Genomic DNA, 25,961 nt, shown 5'->3' with positions numbered 1-25,961 from the left:
GATGAATTCATCAATCAAAGGCATTGCTACAGCTACTTTAGCTTTATTACTAAACTATTCAGCAAACCCAGCCTTTGCACTACCCCAGAAAATAAATCATCCAATTACTGTTGCTAAATCGCAATTATTAACAAACACCTTGATTGTTCCTGGCGAACGAGTGGGACCAATAACACGCACAACCACCAAGCAAGATTTAGTGAAGCTGTTTGGTGCATCCCATCTCGTTGATAAAACCATTTCCGGTGCTGAAGGAATAGGGAGTTTCGCTGCTACTCAGGTAAACCTAAATCAGGGGCGATGTCTAACGACAAGCTGCTCCGCATCTACGCTCTTAGTAGTTTGGAGTGATAATACTCGTACTAAACCTTTAGATGTGCGTAACCTGGGTTCAGCTTGGAAAACCCGCGAAGGTATCGGTGTTGGAACCCCATTGAGCGAGTTACGCAAGAAATTAGGTAATTTTAAACTTTATGGATTGGCGTGGGATTACGGCGGTACGATTTTGTTGGATAGTAGTAAATTATCCCGTTATCAAGGCAAACTGATTTTACGAGTAGACGCTGCTCCCAATGCTTACGAAAAGTTTGCCAATGACTACCAAGCTGTTTCTGGGGATAGTACTTTTTCCTCCAGCAATCGCCATTGGAAACCTTTGGGAATCACACTTACAGAAATTATCGTTGTGCTGAACCCACGTCAGTAGTAGTATGCTAAACATCGGTTTGCTTGCTATGGTGTAGGAAGAATCTGGAGGCGACGTTTTATACTAAGTTTAGAACTAGTAAATTACTGTGCCCAGTGAATAAACTATCGGGATGTGCCAATTAAGAATTGAGTCAAGATGCGTATAATTGCATCTAAGCAGTTAGAGAGGAATTGCGATCGCAGTTGGCATCGGGTAAGTTTTAGGAAAATGCGATCGCATTCTTCACCCACCGTATGACGAACCAAAGCTTTACCAACGGTTATCCCTTACTCATTAGCGTAAATGCAGATTTACCTGTCACGCTCAAAGATACAAAGGCTATAGTAAATATACTGTTTGATAGCGATCGCGCTGCCTATCCAGTAGAAAAACTTACATTTGAGTCTGCATTATAATCATAAGACTTATGTAAATATACAGTTATTTAGCGCATCGAAATTACGATTTTCTCACCCAGAAAACAAGGAAAATACAGATATTCCGCTAATTGGTGTTTGTTTATACTATTTCAAATTTTTGTAATCGTTATACTCATAACTTAGGTTCTACCTGGGAATTAGGAAGTGGCTTTGCCACTTCTTTTTATTAATTTAGGAACCCAGTAAAAATAAATTAAAAGTTAAAAGTAATTTCTTGAACTTTTAACTTTTATTAGCTGTTATATCATGTCCATTTAATTGACCATAAAATAATTATTCTGTCAAGCTATGGCTTTGTAAGCTTCAACAGAATTTTGGTCAATATAGACATGATATTAATCATTACTCGTTGTATCTTGCCATCTCTCACGCTTGGGCTTGCTCTCTACATCGCGCGATCGCGCTTCTTGCCAAGTCCCCCACATTAGAGATTGCTGCCTTTCAACATGGTTAATAAACTGCATGATTGACTGATCTGCTTTGATTGGAGTTTTCAAATCAAACTTAATTGTTTGGACAATCTTGATGTCACCCATGAGAAAAAATTTACCTGCAATCTTAGTCAGCCATAACACAACTCGATTGGATAACCAACCAAAAAATCCTTTACGTTTCTTAGTAATTAACAGGATTTGACCTTCAGCTTTTCCACCTTCATGGAGGCGAACTGCAAACATTGTGTGGATATGGAAGAAATCGGGGCCAAGTGTCACAATGCCAATGCTACCGTACCAATAGCAAATACTGTAAGTTATGGCATTTTTGTAGAAAAGACGGATGAGTTTAATGAAAGATGAATTCTCTTTAATGTTTGTAGTGTTACTGAAGATAATTGCATTTTCGTTCAGTTCCTGTCTTTCAAAAATAATTTCTATTGGCAGTTTGTGGACTGTATTGATATGTTGAGTATCAATCGCATTAATCATCACCACATTGGGATGGCAGTTCATCACAAAGTGAGAATGGATAGCGATATCACACTCTTTTTGTTCTAATTCGGGAATAAAAGGTAGGGGTTGTTGTGGTATTTCTCCAGTCCAAACCCAAATCATGCCGTACTTTTCAGCAGTGGGCCAACTTTGTAACTTTAGGGAAGGTGGTGTATCTAAACATGGAATATCAATACACATCCCTTCAGCATCAAACTTCCAGTGATGGAAGAAACAACGGAGTGCATTACCCTCAACTTTGCCTTCAGCAAGATGAGCGCCCATGTGGGGACAGTAGGCATCAAAGGTAGTTACTCTTCTGTCCTTACCACGGTAAATCACTAGTTCTCTGCCCAAAATCGTGACAGGTTTTACTTCACCCACCCGCAGATTTCGAGAGGGTATTACCCAATACCATCCTTCAATAAAACGTTCTGGATTATTGAAAGTTTTAGGTTTACGGGTTGAGCTAGAAGTCTGCGAGTTGAGATTCATTTTTATGGTTTCACTTGAGGTGAAGCAGTTGATCTAGAAGTAACATGCGAACTAAAAAAAAACAGTTACTTTCAGTACCATGAGAAATAGTAACTCAACAAATAGATAAAATTCGAGGAGTAAAACATTGAGTAAATTAGATTAAAAATGTTAAAACTATACTAGTTAATTATTAGATGGTATCAGCCAATATCTATTATGAATAGATATCTGAAAAATCAAAACTTAGTAATATCTCTAATTAAATAAAAATTTCAACTACTGGCACCAAGATTTGGCTAAACTCTCATCTGAATTCAGAAGTTAGTATAAATATGTAATAATAATTACAATATTTGGGAAAATCTGCCGTGTTAACTCAGGAGACAAAACTGCTTTTAATTGGTCAGGTAACAGATATAAGCGGAATCCCTATCAGGACAATTCGCTATTACGAGAGTTTAGGTTTAATCAAATCATCAAGACGAACAGAGGGAGGCTTCCGCCAGTTTTCATTGGATGTGCTGACTCGTCTAGCCTTCATTAAAAGGGCACAAAATCTTGGTCTGAGCTTAGAGGAGATTGGAAATATTCTTCAGGTCTATGACCAAGGGCAAGCTCCCTGTGGTGAAATCAAAGAAAAGCTCCAGGACAAGCTTTTGCAAATTGATCGCCAAATCGATCAGTTGTTAACTTTGCGATCTGAAATAAAGGGATTACTTTCAGGCTGGAAGAATATCGGCGACCAGTATGAAGATACAATTTGTCCCATTATTCAAAATATCCCTCAGTGCTGAGAAACAGAAAAGAAGACAGAGGAGGCAGCAGGAGCAAACTGATGACAGCACATATCCTTTTAGTGGAAGATGAAGTCAAACTAGCACGATTTGTCGAGTTAGAGCTAAGTAGCGAAGGATACCAAGTAAGTGTAGCTCATGATGGGATTGCCGGTCTTACCCTAGCGCGAGACTCATCGCCAGATTTAGCGATTCTAGATTGGATGTTACCAGGTTTAACAGGTTTAGAAATTTGTCGCCGTTTGCGAGCAACAGGTAGTACAGTACCAGTAATTTTATTGACAGCAAAAGATGAAGTGAGCGATCGCGTCGCCGGATTAGATGCGGGAGCCGATGATTATGTAGTTAAGCCCTTCAGCATTGAGGAATTACTAGCTAGAATTCGCGCCCATCTGCGCCGCACGCAAGAAACAGCCGAAGATTTGCTGCAATTTGAAGATTTAAGCTTAAATCGCCGCACCCGTGAAGTTTTTCGGGAAAAACGAACCATTGAGTTAACAGCAAAAGAGTTTGACTTATTAGAATATCTCCTCTCACATCCCCGTCAGGTGTTTACTAGAGATCAAATTTTAGAGAAAGTTTGGGGTTACGATTTCATGGGTGATTCTAATATTATTGAAGTATATATTCGTTATCTGCGACTCAAATTGGAAGAGAATAATGAAAAGCGTTTGATTCATACAGTCCGTGGTGTAGGCTATGCACTACGGGAACAATCATAATGGCTTGATGAGTTCGACAAAAAGCAAAACTTGAAAGAAAACAGAGGATTATGAATAAAAAATGGGCTGTTAAACGGCTAACAGTAAATCTCACCGCTGAGGAAATGAAGAAACTTGAACACTACTGTGCTTTGACAGGAAGACCAGCAACAGACGTAATTCGAGAATTACTCCGATCTCTTGAGGTTGACAATACTAAAAACTCTGAAATGGCAACAGCAGACTCAAAAACAACAGTTGGTAGTGGGTCAAAATCACAGTAACTATTCACCTGAATATCCCGCCTAATCTCAAAAATCTGCTAACTATCTTGAATTACCAATAGGACTCAAGGCAATACTTCTCGGTTAAAGGAAAAGGGTAAGGGTTTAAATTCATCCCTTACCCTTGTTCCCTTAAACTTTTCTCAGAACATACTCCTAATAGTGGGGCATAGCTATTTATAGAACCTAATACTGCTTGGGTTTTGGATTTTAAACTGAAATTTGGTTTGGGGAAAAGGTTGCTGGGTTTGGATTAAAGGTTTTTCTTTCCCCTTTGCCATTCCCCTTTTCTCCTTAACCGACAAGTATTGAGGGCAATCTGAGTTTATTCTCGTTGCTGCCTGGGTCATTGAGCGGTCAAGTCGCTTCTCTACGAGACGCTCTTGCTAGCTTGCTTCTATCTAAGAGTACGCTCCAATTAAAAATTATTAATTAAAAATTGCAAGATGCTCTTGCAAAAAATACTAATTAGACAGTCAAGGGGCAGGTATATAAAATTAATACCTTTTTTCTTTGCCATGTCTTAACAAGCATATATTTTGGGCATCATAATTCCAAGCTGAATACATGAGCTAGCAGCCAGAAAACTCTTTGGCAGCAAGTTTTTTATTTACAACTATAGTATTGACCTATGGCAGATAATTTTATACTTTATTTCTTTATTTCTCGACATAGTTCGTACACTGGGTTGATTTGGAGATGCCTACAGATTCAATTGGGAGTAATCTGTAGCGTAGGTATTTGGACATTATCAGAAGCTAAGTTACAAGCTACCCAAGCACATCAGATCTGGAAATCACCTTCAGAATTGATTGAGGGAGTCACCAAAGTAAATCCTGAGCCAACACCTATTTTGATGGCGGCACCCGAAAACTTCAATCCTGATTTGCAATTACGGCCAGCGCTACCCGAACTCCCGCAGAATTCTAGTCCACCAAAAACTTCCACCGAACCAAGAACGCCGAATGCAGTTTTGGAAAGCATTCATACGGACTATCGCTATGACACAGATAACTTTGGCCAAACCAATTTCTTTTTTGAACCAACGGTTCAGTTTCGATTGAGTAATGGCAATAAAATATTTGTGAAAACAGGTTTTAACTTATTTGAACAACGCGGTGTTGAATCAATTACGAATTTTCCCTTGCAAGTTGGATGGCAAGGAAAAATTGGTCAAGTGACTCTGCAAACAGCAGCCGGAGTCGATGTCTTCAATCGTTTACCTACAGCTATCAATCTCAATGCTAAGGTGGAGGCTCCCATTTCGCCACCGCAAGTTTCGTCATCAGGTCGATTGCTATCGGTAGTAGTACTATCAGGTAATTTAGAACAAGGCCCTTATAAATCCAATGCCCGAACTTTAGCAAATCAAATTACTGCTTGGCGATTTGGGCCTGATTTATACTGGCAAATTGACGGTAACACCAGCTTGTTTTCATCATTGCGTTTAGGTAGTTACAACGATGGTAATTCCGAGGTGCAGTCATTTAGTCGGCTAGAACGCAAGTTCGGACAGTTTTCTCTGGCAGCTAACTTATTCAATTTGAGTTTCAATCGCGATTTAGAACGCACAAGTGGCTATTTTTCCCCACCAGATTTTCTGGTTTACAACGCTGAGGTGGCTTGGGAAGGAGATATTGCTAATTTCTTACGCTGTCGCCTCGCTGCCAACTTAGGACAGCAGCGACTTAAAGGAGAATTTGATAACGCCAATACCTATCAAACACGCTGTACGGTAAAGGTTTCACCAAATATAGAGGCAGACCTTGGCTATAGCTTTAGTAATGTCCGAAATCAAGAAACCGGGGGAAGTGCTTACGGTGGTAATTCCTTGACAGGACAGTTGCGAGTCAAATTTTAGTAGTCACTGATAAGGCTGAAGAATGAAAGCACCATTACCTGATAACGAAATACAGCGAATCGAATCTCTTTTGGAGTATAAGATCCTCGATACTCATTCGGAAGCTGCCTTTGACGATCTCACCCATTTAGCCTCATATATTTGTGGCACTCCTATTGCCTTAATCAGTTTAATTGATAGCGATCGCCAGTGGTTCAAATCCAAAGTTGGTTTGGATGCCCCAGAAACACCGCGAGATTTGGCATTCTGCGCCCATGCTATTATGCAACCGGAAGTTTTTGTTGTGCCTGATGCCACACAAGACGAAAGGTTTGCGACAAACCCGCTAGTCACTTCTGACCCGGATATTCGATTTTATGCTGGTGTACCGCTAACTAACCCTGAAGGATATGCACTAGGAACACTTTGTGTAATTGACCGTGTACCAAGAAACCTCTCTCCAGAACAAGTTGAAGCATTGCGAATTATCGGTCGCCAGGTAATCAAGCAATTAGAAATGCGGCGTAACTTAGCAAGTTTGGTATTGGTCACTCATACACGCAAACAGGCACACAAGAGACGCAAACAATTTTTTAAAACAGTAGCCGGAGGTTTTGGGTTAGCATCGGCAATTTTAGTTTTGATTGGCATGATTTCTTATCAAAATACACGCATATTGATTGATGCTAGTAATCAGGTACAAAAAACCCAAGATAAAATCAATAAGCTAGAAGAATTACTGTCCGAGATAAAGGATGCTGAAACTGGACAACGCGGTTATATCCTGACTGGACAAGAAAGTTATCTGGAACCTTATCAAGCAGTAGTTGCAAACATCGATCAAAAAATTGTAGAACTGAAGGATTTAATCGCAGATCAACCTAGCCAACAAAAGCAGTTTGCCGCCCTTGGATCTCTGATAGCTGCAAAATTTGCCATACTCAAGCAGACTATATACCTGCGTCAAAATCAGGGATTCGAGGCAGCGTTGCAGGTAATCCAGACAAATCAGGGGAAATATATTATGGATGATATCCGCAAGGTCATCCATGAGATCGAGAATGAGGATAAAAGGTTGCTTCAACAGCAGTCACAAGAAGCAAAAACCAGTGCAAACAACACAGTTTTGACACTTGCGATCGCTATTTGCCTAAGTTTTATAACTCTGGCTATAGTCTACTACTTCATTTATCGTGAGGTAAAAGAACGTAAATTAACAGAGGAAACGCTAAACCAAGAACGCAACTTTATTTCAGCAGTTCTTGATACAGCTAGTGCTTTGGTAATAGTTCTGGATACACAAGGGCAAATCGTTCGCTTCAATCAAGCTTGTGAACAAACAACTGGTTACTCATTTGATGAGGTGAGAGGAAGGCATTTCTGGAACCTGTTTCTCATTCCTGAACAGGTAGAACCAGTTAAAGCAGTTTTTGAACAGTTGCGAACTGGTGAAGCGCCCAAAGAATATGAAAATTATTGGGTAGCAAAGGATGGCAGTCTGCGGCTAATTTCATGGGCTAATGCTATTTTGAAAGATGATGAGGGTTACGTTGAATACATTGTTGCTACAGGTATTGACATTAGCGATGCCTACGACGAGCTTCGTTTACGCAAACGAGCAGAACAGCACCTCAAAGCCCAGTACTCTACAACGCGCGTCTTAGCAGAGTCAACTACAATCAGTGAAGCTATGCCCCAAATCCTGCAAGGAATCTGCGAGAGTTTGGAATGGGATCTAAGTGAAATTTGGATGGTAAATCAGCGAGTGAATCTACTAAGTTTACTGAATTCATGGTATAAAACATCTTCAGGAATGCAAGAATTTGAGATCCTTAGTCAGCAGACCACCTTTGCACCAGGAATTGGCCTGCCTGGTCGTGTCTGGGAGAGTGCTGAACCTGTTTGGGTTGTTGATGTAGTTAAAGACAAAGATTTCATCCGCTCTCAAATCGCTGTCCAAGCAGAACTGCACGGAGCTTTTGGTTTTCCGATCCATAGTGGTAAAAACATCCTTGGTGTCATTACCTGCTTTAGCCATGAAATCCAGCAACCTGACCCAGATTTGGCAAAAGTCATGAATTCTATTGGTGAGCAAGTAGGGCAGTTTATTGAGCGCAAGCAGGCAGAAGAAGAACTCCAACGCCAAAATTTGCGATCGCAACTATTTACTGAAATCACCCTTAAGATTCGTCAGTCTTTGAAAATCCAAGAAATTCTCCAAGTCAGTGTTACGGAGGTACAAAAAATTCTCCATAGTGATCGAGTTTTGATTTATCAACCTTTGACAGATGGATCTGGAAGTACTGTGGTTGAGGCAGTAGTTTCTGGCTGGTTAACAATTAAAGAGAATAAGCTCACTGATTCTTATTTTCAAGCGGAATATACACAACAGTACTATCTACAGCAATATCGTCAAAAACGGAATCTAGAGCTTGCTGACTTTGATATAGTGGAAATTCAAAAAAGGCATATAGAATTACTGCAACAATTTGGGGTCAAATCCAATTTAGTCATACCTATTCTTGTCAAAGAAGAACTCTGCGGTTTGTTGATTGTCCATCAGTGTGGCAGTTCCCGCCAGTGGTCTAGCTTTGAAACTCATCTTTTACGACAAATAGCCGATCAAGTAGGTATTGCCTTAGCTCAAGCCCAAATGTTATATGCAGAAACTCAACAGCGAAGAGAACTTGAAGTTGCTCGTCATCAAGCTGAATTAGCTTCTAAAACCAAAAGTGCTTTTTTAGCAAACATGAGTCATGAAATTCGGACTCCAATGAATGCTGTGTTGGGGATGACAGGCTTAATGTTAGAAACTCCCCTAAACTCAGAGCAACAGGATTTTATCGAAACTATTCGCATTAGTGGAGATGCTCTTTTAAGCCTCATCAATGAAATTTTGGATTTGTCCAAACTTGAGGCTGGGGAAATGGCACTAGAAACTCTAGATTTTGACTTATCTTCCTGTCTAGAAGAAGTGTTGGAATTATTAGCTCCCTCAGCCCATAATAAAGGATTAGAAATTGCAGCGTTAATCTATCCCAACGTTCCCACCCAACTCCAAGGTGATGCTGGCCGCCTGCGGCAAATTCTGATGAACCTGATCAGCAATGCGATCAAGTTCACCAGCAATGGAGAGGTAGTAGTCCGAGCAGAATTGCGATCGCTTTCCTCTACTACAGCCACCATTTATTTTGCCATCACAGATACCGGTCTTGGCATTACCTCTGAAGACCAATGCAAACTCTTTACCCCATTCACCCAAGTAGATGCTTCCACCACCCGCAAGTATGGCGGCACAGGTTTGGGATTAGCCATCTGCAAGCAACTGGTAAGCTTGATGGGAGGAGAAATTGGCGTAGAAAGTCGATTGGGTAAAGGATCTAAATTTTGGTTTGAAGTAACTCTTGCCCAGCAACTTCACCCTATTTCCTCAGAAAGCGAACGCGAACTTCTGACTAATCGGCGCTTGTTAGTGGTGGATGACAATGCTACTAATCGCAAAATTATCCACCATCAAGCTACGCGTTGGGGAATGTTAGTAGATCAGGCTGCTTCGGCTACTATTGCCCTCAAAGCTATTGAGGAGGCTGCCAAGCAAAAAAATCTCTATGACATTGCTGTGATTGATATGCAGATGCCAGAAATAGATGGCATGACCTTGGGAGAGCAAATTAAAGCAAATTCAGCGATCGCTGGGCTACCTTTGATTATGCTTACCTCTACTAATCAACGCGATGAAATCCAACGAGCGCTAAAAATAGGATTTGCGGCTTATTTGGTCAAACCTGTTAAGCCGTCCCGACTCCTCGATACCATCATGACTATCTTAGGAACGCAGATAAATGAGGAGACAGAAGTTAGAAGTCAAGAGTTCAAACTAAAAGATTACGAAAACAACAGCAACGCTCATTCTCCTAGCTCCCGCTTCCTGGCTCGTGACTTCTACAAATTAAGAATTCTTTTAGCCGAAGATAATCTGGTGAATCAGAAAGTTGCTTTGAAGCAACTCCAAAGCCTAGGTTATAGCGCTGATGTTGCTGGTAATGGGAAAGAAGTTTTGCAGCTATTAGAAAAAATCCCCTACGATTTAATTTTGATGGATTGCCAAATGCCTGTTCTCGATGGTTTAGAAACTACAAAAGAAATTCGTCGTTGGCAAGAAAGCAGCTTTGTCAATAGTCGTCGCCCTGTAGTAATTGCGATGACGGCTAATGCAATGAAAGAAGATCAACAGATGTGTATAGATGCAGGAATGGACGATTATCTCAGTAAGCCAGTAATCAAAGAGAAATTAGCGGCGGCGCTACAGCGTTGGGGAAGTGTGATATTCCAGGCAAAAGAAATATATGTTTTAGAGCAGAAAGTTTCTACAACAGATATAGGTTCAGTTGACCTCCTAATTGATTGGGAACGCTTGCATCAACTTTCGGAAAACAACCCAGAATTTGAATTAGAACTACTGCAAATATTTGTTGAAGATATGCAACCTCGTTTAGAGATCATTAAAATAGCGATCGCAGATAGTGACTATGAGCAACTAGCGCTCCAAACCCATCAAATTAAAGGTGCTAGTGCCAATATTGGAGCTACAACCATGCATTTAGCAGCACAAAAGTTAGAACAATTAGCTCACAATCAAGAACGTCGAGGTACTACTCACTTAATCTCAGAGTTAGAAGAGTTTGTTCAATGTATCCAAGAGTTTTTAATCACGAGATAGTTCTGGTATAAAAATACCACGTCAATTTCAAGCGTTAATTTTTTCTTTAACAGCGACCGAATCAAATCGATAACTATCTGCCTTGATTGGGGGATTATTGGAAAGGTTGGTAAAACATTTAGTCTCTCTGTAGAAAGCACTTTAGGATGTTTTTGCTTATGGTTAATAATTAAGCTAACAGCTAGTAAAGCTTAGATAAGAGAATTAATAATATTTACTAATAAATAAACAGTAACGATTGTCTGCTGTTGGCTCATAACTCAATTTGTCGGCAATGGCAGACATAATTTTTAAACCCCGCCCCCGGTCTTGCTCATTCTCATCAAATTCAGATATTTGCCGCAATTTCTGCTCTAAGTCAAATGGCTCACCTTGAGACCAAATACGAATTTCTATATATTTATTTACCCGTATAGCTTCTATTTCAATAGGAGTTTCAATAGGTAAGTTTTTGTGTGCATGTTCAACAATGTTAGTAAAGCCTTCCATCAACAGTGTTTGACATTGCCACCAAATTTCTTTGTTAGAAATAGGCGGGTGATTCATCTGATCGAACCAAAATAATACTTGAGGCGATGCTGTCAGGTCTGTATTGACTTTTAGATAAATTTTATTTTTCACTTCTTAACCAATAAAATATTTTGAGACGATCCTATTCGTATTTAATTTATTTAATTTGAGTATTTTCACTATACATTTAAAACTAAATTGCATATAAGTTGAATTAGAGCAATTACTTCCTTTTAAGCGAAGCAGAATTCATTCTGAATTCTGGCGGAAAGAGCGGATAGCAGAGCGTCAAGCCTGCGGGACGCTACGCTACACGTAGCCCATTCTGACTTCTAAATTCTTCTTCAATTTACTTAGTAAACTTTAATTTATGTTTAAAATTTTGGTTATTGATGATGACCCTATAGTGCGAACAGTACTGAAAAAAACACTCCAAAATCAAGGTTATGATACTAGTGTCGCCAAAAATGGTGAGGAAGGAATTAGACAAGCACAATTACTACATCCTGCTCTGATTATCTGTGACTGGATGATGTCCGAGGTAGATGGGCTAGAAGTGTGTCGTCGAATTAGAACAGATCCAGAGTTAGCAACCACTTTTTTTATTCTATTGACGGCTAGAGGAGCAGCTCGAGGAGAGGAGGAAGATCGAGTTAGAGGACTTGACGCTGGAGCAGATGAGTTTATCTCTAAACCAATAGAGATGAATGAATTGAAAGCGCGGGTAAGAGCAGGACTAAGATTACACCAGTTAAATCAGGATTTACAAAGTCAAAAAGAAGTTTTGGAGATACTAAATCAAGATTTACAAACCCAGAAGCAAATTTTGGAGGCAGAATTAGCTGAGGCTGCTGATTATGTGCGATCGCTCTTACCCTTACCGCTTGTAGGAGCAGTAACTACAGAAAATCTGTTTATTCCCTCAGCACAGCTAGGAGGTGATTGCTTTGATCATTATTGGATTGACGAGGATAATTTGGCAATTTATTTGTTGGATGTATCAGGTCATGGCGTGGGTTCAGCCCTCTTATCTGTATCCGTGCTGAATGTTTTGCGATCGCAATCTCTACCAAACACCAACTTTTGTCAACCCAGTGAAGTCCTGAAAGCACTCAATCACGCCTTTCAAATGACGAAGCACGGTGATAAATACTTCACAATCTGGTATGGAGTTTATCACCGTTTTAAACGTCAACTTATTTATGCTAGTGCCGGACATCCACCAGCTTTACTGTTATCAAATGCCTCTACAACAAACATCCGAGTTAAACAGCTAAGTTCTTTGGATCTACCAATTGGCTTTTTACCTGATGTCCAGTTTGAAGATGCTATTTTTCAGATCGAAGAGAACAGTATTTTATACATTTTTAGTGATGGTGTTTATGAAATTAATCAGTCAGATGGGAAAATTTGGGGTATTGATGCTTTCATTGACTTACTAACTAAATATAGTCTAAAAGGCCCCTGTGTTCTAAATGAACTATTAGCGAACATTCTTATCTTGAATGCTCAAGATAATCTTGATGATGACTTCTCTTTGGTAAAAGTTAACTTTGGTTAGTATAGTCAGGTGTGCAGATTCAAATTTAGGATAGTCTAGGAACTCACTGTGTTGCCAATACTTGGCGATTGAATTCATCTTGGTCAGCAAAGGTTTGAAAAATTCTATCCATTTTAGTCAATTCAAACAACATTCTGACTTGATCGCTGATTGAACAAACAAAAAGTTTAGTATTAGCGTTTCGCGCCATTTGCATTGCTGAGACTAAAGCACCTAAACCAGAGCTATCGATAAACTTTACCTCTTTCATATCAAGTAACAAGATATCGGCTCCATTTGCCAGAATGTCGCTAACTTCACGACGCAGCTCATTACCTCTAACACCATCTAAAATCCCAGATAATTCTAGTAATTTTACGTTCATGCTCATAGTTTTTTACTATTGTTTTACTACAAAAAATGTATTTATATTTTGGCATTGACCTAAGCTAAACGGCAATAGATATAGCAATAGTTTTCTGTTTTAGATAAATCCGTTTTAATTCGTGTTCGTGCAGTGTGGCGTAGCCATACTTAATTGTGTGGTGCGGCTTGGTAATTATTATTTGCTATTGCAGTAAAGAATCTAGCCTCTACACATTAGCAAAAAATTTTAAAAGCTTTAAAGTAACTATCTTTATAACCTAAATACCGTGCCCAAAAACGAGACATAAGCAGTGGTAATTTCACTGCATTGCCACCCGACATGAAAAAATGCTGCAAATTATACAGCTATGAGTACGTTCTTCCTTGACGTTGGCACAGCTATCGCATTGTTTCTTTCTAGATGGTCTGAAAATTCAGTGTCTGATGAAATCAAGATCAAGTTAGCGGCTCTGCGCTAAAGTAAAAATATTGGGATCAAAATCTCTGCCAGTAAGTTCAAACACCACTAATCTTTACCACTGCGGCGATAATGTCTCAAGAGCATAACGAATCACTCCAACTTCAAGAGATCACCAAACTCAAACCGAAACACTTTGCTGATTTAGTCAGATCAGCACAATTGATTTTCGACCCTACAGCCGGAGTTTCGGGAAGACATATAACAGTTGACTGGGAACAATTCGGAATTCCCCACGATGTGGCAGACAATCTCAAGTCACTTGGTCAGGAGTACCAATATGCATCTCCTCACATCCCTGTTGAAGTCATTTGGAGTAAATTAACTCCCGAAACTCGTATTTGGTTTGTTGAAAACAAAGATAAGTTGTGGCAGATTGAAGAAGCTTTCCCAGCCCTTGACGAAGATTAAAGGGAATATGAATCATTTGTAGGGGCATAATCGTTGTGCCCCTAACTACCAGCAGCTAGGAGGGCATTTTTTCACCCAATTAAGGCATCAGGTATTTTTTAAAAAACTGCTGTTTTGCTTCGAAGGACTTTCAAGCTTTCAGCCTGCTGTTGCACGCGTTCACTAATGCGATCGCACGCTAACTCACAAAGCTCAAAAATCATTGGTTCGGCAATCTCGTAATAGGCACTCGTGCCTTTGGGCTGACGAGATAGAATCCCTGCTTGAGTTAATACTTTCAGATGCTTAGATAGATTTGCCTGACCTAAGTTAGTAACCTCGGCAATTTCCATCACATTCATTGGCCCTGATTTTAGACTGGCTAAAATCTGTAGCCGACTTGCCTCTGATAAAACCTTGAAGTAGTCAGCAACTGCCACAAGAACAGCTGGATCGGACTTGTGTGGCTTAGTTTTTGGCATAGGGAGATTTAATAGTCGGTACAATATTTTTTTAATAACTAATTAGTTATTAAATTTCATAATAGCGTAGTTGAGTTATCGCTATAGCAACCCACTTTGATTTTTGAACAAGATTCAGTTCAGTATGGATCTATCCCTTCTTTCCTATTCCCTGTTCCCTGCCCACGCAAGTAAATATAGCTACGTCACGCTGCGTGAACAGAAATCAAACCGGATTCCTATAGTACTAAAATAATACATTAATCTCACAAAATACTTGATTAATAGTTAAAAGGAGTACCTATTGAAAATCTGACTAGATGCAGCAATTTTGGAGTTAATAATTTATTTTTGAGTAAATACAGTAAAAACACTACCATTTGGATGATTATCTTCGATGGTAATTGTACCGGAATGTGCCTCGACTGCCATTTTGCAGAAAGCCAATCCTAAACCAATTTGCGAAACATCTGGTATCCGACTTGCAACTTCATATTTATCGAATATGATTTTTCTTACGTCTTCAGGGATTCCAGGGCCTGCATCAGCAACTTGCACTTTCGCACCACCTGCTGCCAAATATTCTCCCCGTAGGGTAACTTGAGAGTTAGATGGGGAGAACTTAATAGCATTAGAGAGCAAATTATCTAGAACTCGACGAAAGATTGTTACATCTACTTTCACAATGCCACCAGGTTCAGGTAATTCACCTATCAAAAGCAGGTTCTTTTGGGTAGCGATCACTTCAAAATCTGCTAATGCTGACATACAGAGTAAATAAAGGTCTACTTCTGTGTAGTTGAGAAGCATTTTTCCAGATTCTAGCTTTGCCATGATCAGCAAACTATTAATCAATGATTGTAGCTGTTGTCCTGCAAATAAAATTTGATCAACCTTACCTTGTTGCTGTTCGGGTGACAAATTGCAAAATCGGAGAATTTCAGCCGCGAGGACAATACTGGTAAGAGAATTTCGGAGATCGTGGACAATCATGTTTGCCATATCTTCTCGCAGTTGAAGCAAAACTTGCAGGCTGTCGTACTGCTGCTTAATCCGCAACATGGAATTAACCCTGGCTCGTAATTCCACGCCGTTGATGGGTTTACTAATGAAGTCATCTGCGCCCGTTGCGAGACATCGAGCCAAATCTTCTTTAGCAGTTAATGCTGTCACCATAATAATCGGCACTATCTGCCATTGTAGATCAGCTTTGATGCGTTGGCATACTTCCATTCCATCTAGGCCAGGCATCATCACATCCAGCAAAATCAGATCGGGCTGAAGACTGTTGAGACGATTCAGAGCTTGTTGACCACTAGAAGCATAGTGTAGCTCGTAGTTTTCATGATCCAACAAGGTTTCAACAACATCGAAGTTATCGGGTTCATCATCGATCACTAAAATAGAAGGTTGAGTATTCATTAAAAATTTCTGCTATCTTGCTAAAACTTGTTGAATGGTGAGTGCAAGCTGCTTGAGTTTGACGGGTTTGGTAAGATATTCGTTGGCTCCAGCGACTAAACAAGTTTCGCGATCGCCAGGCATAGCTAAGGCCGTTAGTGCAATAATCGGAATATCTACAAATTGCCGATCGTCACGGATGCGGCGCATTGCTTCTAACCCATCCATTTCCGGCATTTGAATGTCCATCACAATTAAGTCGGGGCGTTGAACTTTAACTAGGTCAATAGCTTGTTGTCCATTGTTTGCCAAAATGAGATGATACCCTCGACTTTCAAGATAACCGGACATGGTATCAATATTTGTTTGATTATCTTCTGCTAGCAAAATCAAAGGTGGTTTTTTCGCGGCTTTTGGCAATACAGTTAAATTTGGCGACTCAGAAGCAGTAAAATGTTGCAGTTTCTCTATAGTTACCTGAAGTTGAGCGCGGGTAATTGGTTTGACTAGATATTCAAACGCTCCCTGAGCCAATCCTTTGCTACGCTCATCCACGACTGAAATAATAATCGCTGGAATATTTTTGGTTTTTGGGTTGGTCTTGAGTTGATTTAGTACCTCCCAACCCGATAGATTCGGTAGTTGCAGATCCAGGATAATTAAACCAGGCTGAACGCGCAGCACTTCTTCTACGGCTCCTTCACCTTTGGAATAGGTGATGGTTTCCATTCCCATTTCGCTGAAGTAGCGAGTAATTTGGTCAGCTGCCACAACAGAATCTTCGATAATCAAAACTTGAGCATTCTCAGCAAGTAAGCAATAACTAGGCAATAAATTAGTTGCTTGTATTGTTTGCAAATTAGTACGGTAGGGAATGCGGATGGTGAAGCAACTTCCCTGGCCAACTTCACTACTAACTGAGACTGTTCCTCCATGTAGGGTAATAATCTGCTGTACTAGCGCCAAACCCAGACCAGTGCCACTGTACTGGCGGTTGAGGCTGCTATCAAGCTGGATGAAGGGCTGAAACAGCTTGCCAATTTCTTCAGGAGCAATACCGATGCCGGTATCATTAATATAGAAGCAAAGATTTGGGGAAGATGAGGCAAATGAGGGCGACAAGGGAAAATTTACTCCCCCTGTTCCTTTGCTCCCATGCTCTCCTGTTTCTTCTAGCCGGACTTCTAGGGTTACAGATCCCCCTTCTGGTGTGAACTTGACAGCGTTGTTCAACAGGTTTATCAGTACTTGACGCAGGCGGCGATCGTCTACTTGGATGCTGTCAATATTCTCAGCAATATGAATATTAAGACGAATATTTTTTTTCAAAGCCATCTGTTTGACAAAGACTAGGCTGGCATCACAGAGGCTTCTGACAGAAACATCACTCCATTGCAATTCTAATTTGCCAGATTCGATTTTAGACAAGTCTAGAATATCGTTGATTAGCTCTAGTAAATGTCTACCACTGCGCTCAATAGTGGCGATCGCTTTTACTTGTCTTTCATTAATGGAGCCAAACACACCTTCTTGTAAACCCTCTGACATCCCCAAAATTGCATTAAGAGGTGTTCGCAGTTCATGGCTCATGTTTGCGAGAAATTCGTCTTTCAGGCGAGTCACACGGGCAAGTTCCACGTTGGTGTTAGCAAGTTGCTCATTCGTCTGCCGCAGTTGTGCCTCGGCTTGTTTGTGTTTTGTAATATCAGTTACCCGGACTAGATTCATGGTACGTCCGGCTACAGTAATGGGTTTAGCTGCTATGTTTCCCCAAAAAATCTGACCTTTAAGAGTAACATATTCAATCTCTTGACTCCAGACACCTTTTGACTGCATATCTGTCAAGATCGCATCTGTTTCGCTGGTGGTGAATGGATGGCGCTGGAGTTTCTGCCCATTAATCTCGATCAATTCAGTTTTGTCAGCCGCCTCAAACAGTTCTACTGCCCGCCGATTACAATCCAGGGTGAGCAGCGTTTGTGGATCAACCAAAAAGATGGCATCAGCAGATTCGTTAAAAATTGCTTCTCGCAAATCTATGTTGTGAATGAGTTTCTGTTCAGCTTGTAAGCGTTCACGTAGCGTATCGTAGAGAAACTCGTCGCAGATATCAACTATGTGGATGGGATTACCGTCTTTATCTGACTTAATGACGCGATCAGAACAGATCGCTAAAACACTTTTGAGAGATGCTTCTATCCATTGGCATTTTGCCAGCTCTGCCTGTGCTTGCTGATATCTACTTTCCTGTTGAATGGCGATCGCGGCAATCAGTTGTTGTTGTTCCCGACTTTGTTCAAGCTGTCGAGTTAGCTGTATCCGTTCAACGGCATGATGAATTGCACCTTGAAGAACTTCAGCTGTGAGTTTATCTTTAAGCAAATAATCTTGGACACCACTTTTCATAGCACGGACAGCGATGATTTTATCCCCTTGTCCTGCTGCCAGAAGAATCACAGCAGCTTGGGTATTGCTATGGCATTCCCGAAATTGCTGAATAAACTTCAGTCCATCCCCATCAGGCGATTCAAAATCCAGCAAAATTATATCTGGCATCTCCTGTTGACACCATTTCATGGACTGCGCTGCTGTCTCAAACTCCCCAATACGATAGGTATACAGCCTGTCCTGCTTCAAAAAACGACAATATGCTTCCCGATCTCTGGGGCAATCATCAATTAGTAAAATTGTGAGGGGAGAGCAATGACTCATAAGTTAAAAATACAAACGCGATCGCGTTTCAACAAAATTATACCTTGATTATTATCATGTTAATAACCTGATATCAATTGAATTATACCTGGATAGGAAATTGAGATATATCTATAGTTGCCCTTCAATACGATGTCTTCTCCAAATCCCTGAAATTTTTTGCCTCCGTGTTCAGCATGAATAGAATTTGCAATCATACCTAGTTATCTTTCGAAAATGTTCAGTAAATTTGCTGCTTGTAAAATTCATTTACCCATAGCCAGACTAGTAGTCTGTCAATAAATAATTGATGGATAAATTCCCTGTAGAGACGGCGATTTATCGCGTCTTTCTAACCGTCAAAATGAATTTGACAGATTATTAGTAGCACCAAAATCTTTTTTTAGCGCAATACCTAGATTTCACTACGCCTAAACAGTGATTTTTATCATCAGCCAGATTGCCATCCTTCTATAAAACCCATTTGATATCTTTTTTCTAGGTAGTTGTTAGTTATTAGCCTAAAAATCAATTTTTAGTTTTACTGAAGGTGAGAAGATAATTATCACCTTATTGCATAATATTCACCTTGGATCGTTCATCTAGGTGATATGAAAACTTAATCCATTGATGATGTTAATTAAAACAGTTATCCGATTAGCAGTTTTTAGCTATTTACTGATGACTGTTCATTGATTTGTTAATACTAACCCTAACAAATTAATGTCAAAACTACCTGATCGTAGTCGTGGTATTGGAAAGGAAGTGCATCATTCACAAATGATGAGTAGCAATACTGATGAAGTGTTGAAGTGATAGACCGCTAATTAGCTATATAGCAATTAAAAGATTAAGTATACGTACTTAATCAGTATTCATTTATTAAGTTGATATTTAATATTATTGAGTAGTGAATTTGTCAGCTTATACAAGTAATGTTTACAGAAACAAGCGCATTGTAGATTAGCCCCACTTAAATCCGCCGCTAAGTTCCCCCACAGTATTGTTTTAGAGAGATTAGCGCGACATAATTTTGCTTTATTTAAGTTGGCGTGATGCAAGGAAACAGCTCTGAGATCAGCATAACTCAAATCTGCCCCAGTCAAAACTGCATATCCTAAATCTGTACGCTGGTCAGAACTGGGGCGTAAGTCTGCTTGAAATAACAGAGAACCAGATAAGTTTGCACCATGCAAATTAGCACCACATAAACTAGCTTTGATTAAATTTGTTTCTTGTAAGCGTGTGTTGACTAGTTTTCCACCCGTTAAATCAGCTTCTCGGAGAACAGCACGATATAAGTCTGCTTCACTCAAATCTATACCCCAAAGGATAGATTCACTCAAGTCTGCTTTTCGTAAGCAAGCTTGGCTAAGATTAGTTTTACCAAGTCGCGTTTGACGTAAATCAGCATAGCTAAAATCTGCGCCTATGAGGTTGGCATTTGTTAATTCTGCTTCTTGCAGATTCAGTCTTTGGAAGCTCCTTTCTCCAGCAGCATAAGATTCGAGAAGTTCATTTATATCCATCTTAGAAATTTTAAGTTCAGGAGAGGGTTTTTCATGCGATCGCTGTGTAATTCTTCATACGGGGTTTAGGGATATAAGTTAATGGATTTACTGGTGGAAATGTTAAAGCTGAAAAAATTAGACTTGATTCAAATTTTTTCCAACCGTGCGATCGCATTATAATCAGGAACCCCTTCTAGCGATCGCTTACTTTTATCTAGCAGCACATTCCCTTCGGGCCAATGGACTTGCAAGTTTCCTGACTGAATTGGCGCAATATAAACTTGACAGAACAACTCCCCTAACTCATTCTTAAGAATTACCTTATCCCCATCTTTTAAATCCAACAGTGCCGCATCAGCAGCATTTATTAGCACTGCCTCTCGCACCGCCCCAGTAATTGCATCCTTACGTTCCTGTACCATACTATTAAATTGCTTGCCTCGGCGCGTTGCTACTAAGAAATAACCTTCTGGTAATTCCCTTTGGCGTGGCAATAATACGCCAAAGTGCGCCTTCCCATCCGATGTAGGAAAGTTCCAACCAAAGCACAAATGTGACCCGCCATATTGAAATTGATCGCCAGCCTGCTGTAAGTGTTGAATCCCAGCATATTGAGGGATAACTTGAGCAATTTCTTGACGGATAGCAGCTGTGTCTGCAAAAGCCAATTTATCTGCCAAATCTGGTTGCACGCGCCTTGCTAATTCTAGAAAAACTTCCCACTCTGGACGCGCTTCTCCAATGCGCGGCCCTGGAATTTCTGGACTGAAAATTACCCGGCGTTCAGTATTAGTTTCTGTTACTCCCCCTGGTATTTCGTAGCGAGTCGTCGCAGGTAAAAGCACTACAGTATCAGCAGGTTCCACCAGCATTTGGCTGGAGAGAACAATATCCGTATGTACCCGCAACGGTATTTTCTTCAGTGCCGCTTCCACATAATCCGGTTCTGGCAGCACTTCTAAAAAATTCCCTCCCACGGAAAACAACACATCTAATTCCCCGTGATATGCGGCGTTAATCATTTCTGGAGCAATTAAACCTTTACTCGCTGGCACTTTAAAGCCCCAATGCTGACTCAATTGAGCAGCATTTTCCGGGGTAATGGGTTTACCACCGGGAAACACTGTGGCGTAACATCCCATTTCTGCCCCACCCTGTACCCCAGAATGTCCGCGAATTGGCATTAAACCGCAGCCTTCCCGACCGACAAAACCTTTGGTAAGAGCTAAGTTGATAATACTTCGCACATTATCTTCGCCGCATTCATGCTGAGTAATGCCCATACTCCAAACAAATACGGCTTTGTTGGCTTCTTTGACCATTTTGGCAAAGGCGTACATTTGCTCACGGGATGTACCAGAAAGCCGCTCTAATTCTTCCCAAGATTGGCTTTCTAAAGATGTTTTGAGTTCGGCAAAGCCAACTGTGTGTAAATCTATAAATAACTGGTCTACCCAGTTGTTAGCAATTATATGTTTAATTGTGCCATTCAAAAATGCTATATCCCCGCCCATATTAATTAAGAAGAAGTCTTCGGCAAACTTTGTACCGAAAACGGCACTTTCCACAATTGAGGGCACCCAGTAGCGCTCCATTCCTGGTTCGCGGTAAGTGTTAACAACTACAATTTTCGTGCCAGCTTTTTTGGCGTAATGGAGATACTTAACGGTGACTGGCTGATTATTGGCAACGTTGGAACCAATGAAGACTAATAAATCAGTACCAATCCAGTCTTTATAAGAACAGGTGGTGGCTCCTGCACCCAGAGCAGCTTTCAGTCCCGCCGTACTGGGAGAATGGCAGATGCGGGCAGCGTTATCAATATTATTGCTTCCCATTGCCCGCACAGCTTTTTGGGTGGCATAATAAGTTTCGTTGACAGTTCCGCGACTGGTAATATAAAAACTAAGGCGGTCTGGTGTAGTGGCGCGGATGCGATCGCTAATTACCCCTAAAGCTTCATCCCAGCTAATACGGTGAAAGCCTTTTTCCCCTCGTTGACGCATCATCGGGAAAGGAAGTCTTCCCAAGTCGCGTAATTGGGCACTTTTGTGTTTTTGTAACTGCGAGACATCCTCCAATAGCACAGGGTCAAAAGCTGGCATAGTATTCATCCGCAACAACCGCAACCTGACATTGCAGAGATGGATGCCATCTAAAGTCCAATCCTTCATCCCGGTTGTTCCAAGAGCGCAACCATCACAAACACCTTTGTCAAGAATATTCCATGCATAAGGTAGTTTGTCACGAGACAGCCAGATTGCTCGAAAAACCTCCCAGTAGTTGTTAGGGTATTGTTCGCCGATACCAAAGGGTTTCCAACTTGCCCAGTGCTGGGGTGTCCAATATTTCTTGGGTTTAGGCAACATAGCCAAAATATAGTGTATTTCTTTAAGGCTACCGTTTTGAGTAGCAAATGAGTAGCAAAGTGGCTAAAAGTCTGCTCTTTTTACTTCATGCAAATACTGTTTCTTAGGAGAGGGGTATGCCTGGCACTCTTTACACTGGCGATCGCCGCAGCAACGCCAAGGATTTTTAGCAATTGGAGATTGGATTTCAAGCTAGCGCGAGCAGTTAATTGACCTTTTTAAACCACCAAAAAATAGGCTACCTTCTTACAGTACAGTGCGTCGTACTTTATTACACATAAGTTAGCAGGAATATTTCGTATGCCTTACGAATTTCTTTGAGATCAAACCAGTTCCTGGAGAAACTGTTGCTATGGATGGTAATGCCAGTTAATTGTAGAAAGTGAGAATAATTATATCGATGCTTTAAAAGGCAATCAATCGGGTTTGTTTAAAGATGTAAAAAATAATTTTATCCCAGAATTTACTTGTCATCAGATAAGTAAATTCTGGTATGGTAGAGTCGAAAAATGTCAAGTGAATATTTGTCAAACACTTGATGGTATTCGTTCTTGGCCTGGGCTTAACACTTTGATTCAAATCAAATCAGAGCGTCAGGTTTTCACACATAATGTAATTTAAGTCACCACCCAGACTCGTTACTACATTTCATCTTTAAGTGAAAATGCTCAAGAAATAGCTGAACGGATCAGAGGACATTGGGGTGTTGAGAATAAAGTTCACTACGTTCGGGACGTTACACAAGGTGAAGATGCGTCTAGAATTCGTACTACCCCCCTGACTCAAATTTTTGCACTTGCTCGCAATTTTACACTCAATTTATACCGCACCAATATGTTTGAAAATATGGCACAAGCTCAACGTTTGTGTTCTTTTGGATTAGACACACTCAAACAACTTTTTAGAATTAAATAGCCCTGGGACTGGGTTGTGTCAATCAAGTCAGAGGCAGAATAGAAATATATTGGTGAATTTGGAGGGTGATGCCCAATACGGTTCGGTTAACGTTCTAATCTTTTGAAGATCCCTCCAACCCCCTTAAAAAGGGAGGCTTTTAACCCTCTTTTACCCCCTTTTTAAGGGGATTGCCGCAGGCGGGGGGATTTTAACCGAACCGTATTGCGGCGATGCCTACATCAGTAAACTACGCATTTTGTAGAATCATGGAATGCGTAGTTTACATCAATAAGTGCCAAATCTAACGCACGGTTTCCCGCAAAGCCTCAGCATCAACGGGCTTAATCAGGTAAACCAACAGTAGATTCCAAACAATTGCTGCAATTAAAGGTAGTTTGCGAATCAGCTTCACAACTTTGGACACAGAACTGCTCTCAATCTCTGCAATTTTCATGTTGTAGCCCGCACAGCATTGCAGCCGAGGGAAAAACTGGGGATGTTCGGTATTCAACATTACAGGAAAAGCTCGGCCCGCAGTTTCATTGGTGTTACGAACAACTTCGCGGTCAAATTCCGTCGCATCAAGTCCCAGTGACGTGTAAAAACCAGCCCGTTCATGAACTGTCAAAGTGTGAGTAGCAAATACCGATAACAAGAAAAAGCGACTCCACAACCTAGCTTTCCAGTTGTTCCACAGTTGCGGTTGAGAACGTAAAAGCGCCTTGAATATATCCCCGTGACGGTTTTCGTCCTGACACCAACTCTCAAAATATTGGAAGATGGGGTAAAATTGGTTTTCTGGGTGCTTTTCTAGATGTCTGTAGATAATGATGTAACGCCAGTACCCGATTTTTTCTGATAAGTAAACGGTGTAAAGTACCCACTCTATTGGGAAAAACGTATAGGTGCGGGTTTTAGTAACATTGCCTAAATCCAGGGAGAGTTTAAAATCGCCCATTGCTTTGTTGAGAAATCCGGCATGGCGAGCTTCATCACGCGCCATCAGTTGAAATATCTCCGCTAGCAGTGGACTGCGATTTTTCAGCTTGCGGGATAGTTCTTTGAATAGTAAGAAGCCGGAAAACTCAGAAATGCAAGAGCGTTCCAAATACTCAATAAATGCCTGTCTTGCTTCACCCTCAATGTGTTCCCAAGATTGGTTAAACACCTCATCCCGAACAAAATGATGACGGTTGTAGTCTGTCCGCATTTCTGCCAGCATTGCCTTTAACTCCGTCTCCTGGGCAGACAAATCCAGGTTGGCGGCAGTTTCAAAATCTGTAGTGTAAAACCGGGGGGTGAGTACAGTTTCTTTGCTGGGGGTTTTAATTTCTGGCTTGGGTAGGGTATTAACCATGTGTAATGCGGTAAGCAAGTAAATAGTCCTATAGTTATCAAGTTATAATAAATATGGTTCTTTTGCTAGACCTCTTTACAATCCTTCAGTAAAAGAGGAAATGCCCTACAGATTAACCCGTGTATAAGTCCTAAATTTATTAAGTTTTGAAACTCCTCTAACTTTAACAACTAAATAACTATATAGATATTTACGGGAAAATTTCAGAAGTTTTAACATGAGTCGTCATCCCGATAATTCTCTGCAAGAATCCACAAATAACACAGTATTGCTGGCATCACCTACCAACATGACACCCAAAGATTCACGGGAGCGAGTGCAGCAATTCATGCAGAACTTACAGGATGAGATTTGCAAAGGCTTAGAGCAACTTGACGGGGAAGACGCTTTCATCAAGACTACTGGGAGCGAGCAGAAGGAGGAAAAGGACGTACCCGCGTGATTCGAGAAGGGCGGGTGTTTGAACAAGGGTGGCGCTGGTGTGATGAATACTTCTACTTGAAGCATCGCCAAGAACAACGGGACATTGGTGGTATCTTCTTTGACTATCAGGATGCTAGTGGAAAGTCTTTATGTTGGAGATCAAATAGATAGTCCGGCGGCACTGTACAGTCAGCAAGTAGGAATGGTATCTCGTAACTGGGAAGATATCTTTGCTTTTGTGCAGTCTTGCTGTCAAGCATTTTTACCCGCCTATTTGCCCATTGTAGAACGACGGCAGGAAATAGATTATGGCGATCGCCAGCGCCAGTTTCAACTATACCGTCGAGGTCGTTATACAGAGTTTAATCTGGTGTACGACAGGGGAACAGTTTTCGGTCTGCAAACTCAGGGACGAGCGGAATCTATTCTCATGTCTCTAGCACGCTGGGAATATTGCTACGAGCCAGAACCAGGTACGCCTGAGGCACGACTCACGGAAATCTTTCTCCAGCCTCACGATTGGACGAATGAGGCCCTAATAAGTTAGTGAAACAACAAAAGCCTGCTCAATTAATCTTGAGAAGGCTTTTGTTGTGTTGTTGTGGTTGAATAATATCCCTGGCACCGAGCTATTTTTGCGTAGGGCGACCCCTAAACTATCGTTGCCGCAACAGCGTTTCACCTCTGAGTTCGG

Annotated in this window: 19 protein-coding genes and 1 pseudogene; 10 read left to right on the top strand and 10 right to left on the bottom strand. The window is 40.8% G+C overall.

Annotated features, from left to right (window positions below):
• Position 1: 1 nt before the first annotated feature.
• The gene (locus G1O98_RS15170; RefSeq protein WP_163929559.1) at positions 2-706 is read left to right on the top strand and encodes a hypothetical protein; all 705 of its coding nucleotides are present in this window, start codon (positions 2-4) and stop codon (positions 704-706) included.
• A gap of 104 nt (positions 707-810) precedes the next feature.
• On the opposite strand, the gene G1O98_RS15165 is transcribed toward G1O98_RS15170, so the two are convergent.
• Positions 811-954, bottom strand: a complete 144-nt coding sequence (locus G1O98_RS15165) for a hypothetical protein (RefSeq protein ID WP_163929558.1) — start codon at positions 952-954, stop codon at positions 811-813.
• Here G1O98_RS15165 and G1O98_RS15160 point away from each other — a divergent pair.
• Positions 943-1,104 (top strand): hypothetical protein, encoded by a 162-nt coding sequence (locus G1O98_RS15160; protein ID WP_163929557.1) that lies wholly within the window; start codon positions 943-945, stop codon positions 1,102-1,104. The genes G1O98_RS15165 and G1O98_RS15160 overlap by 12 nt on opposite strands.
• A gap of 359 nt (positions 1,105-1,463) precedes the next feature.
• Here G1O98_RS15160 and G1O98_RS15155 read toward each other — a convergent pair whose 3' ends face one another.
• Entirely contained in the window at positions 1,464-2,552 is a 1,089-nt protein-coding gene (locus G1O98_RS15155; protein ID WP_163929556.1) for an aromatic ring-hydroxylating dioxygenase subunit alpha, read from the bottom strand.
• Between the two features lie 350 nt (positions 2,553-2,902).
• On the opposite strand from G1O98_RS15155, the gene G1O98_RS15150 reads away from it, so the two are divergent.
• The 5 genes from G1O98_RS15150 (at position 2,903) to G1O98_RS15130 (ending at position 10,873) form a co-directional block, all read left to right on the top strand.
• A complete protein-coding gene (locus G1O98_RS15150) occupies positions 2,903-3,328 on the top strand; it encodes a heavy metal-responsive transcriptional regulator (RefSeq protein WP_012408378.1) in 426 nt (141 codons plus the stop codon).
• Between the two features lie 41 nt (positions 3,329-3,369).
• Positions 3,370-4,050, top strand: coding sequence for a response regulator transcription factor (locus tag G1O98_RS15145; RefSeq protein ID WP_163929555.1), 681 nt, complete (start codon positions 3,370-3,372; stop codon positions 4,048-4,050).
• Between the two features lie 50 nt (positions 4,051-4,100).
• Positions 4,101-4,313 carry a ribbon-helix-helix domain-containing protein gene (locus G1O98_RS15140; RefSeq protein ID WP_163929554.1) on the top strand — a complete coding sequence of 71 codons (213 nt, stop codon included), beginning with the start codon at positions 4,101-4,103 and terminating at the stop codon, positions 4,311-4,313.
• 631 nt (positions 4,314-4,944) lie between these two features.
• Positions 4,945-6,174, top strand: coding sequence for a hypothetical protein (locus G1O98_RS15135; protein WP_163929553.1), 1,230 nt, complete (start codon positions 4,945-4,947; stop codon positions 6,172-6,174).
• A gap of 22 nt (positions 6,175-6,196) precedes the next feature.
• Entirely contained in the window at positions 6,197-10,873 is a 4,677-nt protein-coding gene (locus G1O98_RS15130) for a response regulator (protein WP_163929552.1), read from the top strand.
• Between the two features lie 204 nt (positions 10,874-11,077).
• Here G1O98_RS15130 and G1O98_RS15125 read toward each other — a convergent pair whose 3' ends face one another.
• Complete coding sequence (locus G1O98_RS15125; protein ID WP_163929551.1) at positions 11,078-11,494, bottom strand: anti-sigma regulatory factor; 417 nt, start codon at positions 11,492-11,494, stop codon at positions 11,078-11,080.
• Positions 11,495-11,753: 259 nt separating this feature from the next.
• On the opposite strand from G1O98_RS15125, the gene G1O98_RS15120 reads away from it, so the two are divergent.
• Positions 11,754-12,944 carry a SpoIIE family protein phosphatase gene (locus G1O98_RS15120; protein ID WP_163929550.1) on the top strand — a complete coding sequence of 397 codons (1,191 nt, stop codon included), beginning with the start codon at positions 11,754-11,756 and terminating at the stop codon, positions 12,942-12,944.
• A 43-nt stretch (positions 12,945-12,987) separates the two neighbouring features.
• On the opposite strand, the gene G1O98_RS15115 is transcribed toward G1O98_RS15120, so the two are convergent.
• Positions 12,988-13,314 (bottom strand): STAS domain-containing protein, encoded by a 327-nt coding sequence (locus tag G1O98_RS15115; RefSeq protein WP_163929549.1) that lies wholly within the window; start codon positions 13,312-13,314, stop codon positions 12,988-12,990.
• Positions 13,315-13,839: 525 nt separating this feature from the next.
• On the opposite strand from G1O98_RS15115, the gene G1O98_RS15110 reads away from it, so the two are divergent.
• The gene (locus tag G1O98_RS15110) at positions 13,840-14,178 is read left to right on the top strand and encodes a hypothetical protein (RefSeq protein ID WP_163929548.1); all 339 of its coding nucleotides are present in this window, start codon (positions 13,840-13,842) and stop codon (positions 14,176-14,178) included.
• A gap of 98 nt (positions 14,179-14,276) precedes the next feature.
• On the opposite strand, the gene G1O98_RS15105 is transcribed toward G1O98_RS15110, so the two are convergent.
• The 6 genes from G1O98_RS15105 to acsF all read right to left on the bottom strand — a co-directional run bounded on the left by G1O98_RS15105 (position 14,277) and on the right by acsF (position 24,844).
• Positions 14,277-14,639 carry a metalloregulator ArsR/SmtB family transcription factor gene (locus G1O98_RS15105; protein WP_163929547.1) on the bottom strand — a complete coding sequence of 121 codons (363 nt, stop codon included), beginning with the start codon at positions 14,637-14,639 and terminating at the stop codon, positions 14,277-14,279.
• 324 nt (positions 14,640-14,963) lie between these two features.
• Positions 14,964-16,040 carry a hybrid sensor histidine kinase/response regulator gene (locus G1O98_RS15100; RefSeq protein WP_163929546.1) on the bottom strand — a complete coding sequence of 359 codons (1,077 nt, stop codon included), beginning with the start codon at positions 16,038-16,040 and terminating at the stop codon, positions 14,964-14,966.
• Between the two features lie 12 nt (positions 16,041-16,052).
• A complete protein-coding gene (locus tag G1O98_RS38990) occupies positions 16,053-18,731 on the bottom strand; it encodes a response regulator (RefSeq protein WP_175586688.1) in 2,679 nt (892 codons plus the stop codon).
• Positions 18,732-19,585: 854 nt separating this feature from the next.
• The gene (locus G1O98_RS15080) at positions 19,586-20,239 is read right to left on the bottom strand and encodes a pentapeptide repeat-containing protein (RefSeq protein WP_163929545.1); all 654 of its coding nucleotides are present in this window, start codon (positions 20,237-20,239) and stop codon (positions 19,586-19,588) included.
• A gap of 128 nt (positions 20,240-20,367) precedes the next feature.
• Positions 20,368-22,590 (bottom strand): FdhF/YdeP family oxidoreductase, encoded by a 2,223-nt coding sequence (locus G1O98_RS15075; protein WP_163929544.1) that lies wholly within the window; start codon positions 22,588-22,590, stop codon positions 20,368-20,370.
• 1,198 nt (positions 22,591-23,788) lie between these two features.
• Positions 23,789-24,844, bottom strand: a complete 1,056-nt coding sequence (acsF, locus tag G1O98_RS15065) for a magnesium-protoporphyrin IX monomethyl ester (oxidative) cyclase (protein ID WP_163929543.1) — start codon at positions 24,842-24,844, stop codon at positions 23,789-23,791.
• Between the two features lie 217 nt (positions 24,845-25,061).
• Between acsF and G1O98_RS15060 the strand changes: the two are divergent.
• Positions 25,062-25,814: pseudogene (locus G1O98_RS15060) on the top strand (coproporphyrinogen III oxidase).
• Positions 25,815-25,961: the final 147 nt, after the last annotated feature.

Origin of the sequence: Nostoc sp. UIC 10630 (genome assembly GCF_010747425.1) — a bacterium.
Classification (GTDB): domain Bacteria; phylum Cyanobacteriota; class Cyanobacteriia; order Cyanobacteriales; family Nostocaceae; genus Nostoc.
The sequence above is the reverse complement of the archived record's forward strand: the minus strand, read 5'-3'. Positions and strand labels throughout refer to the sequence as shown.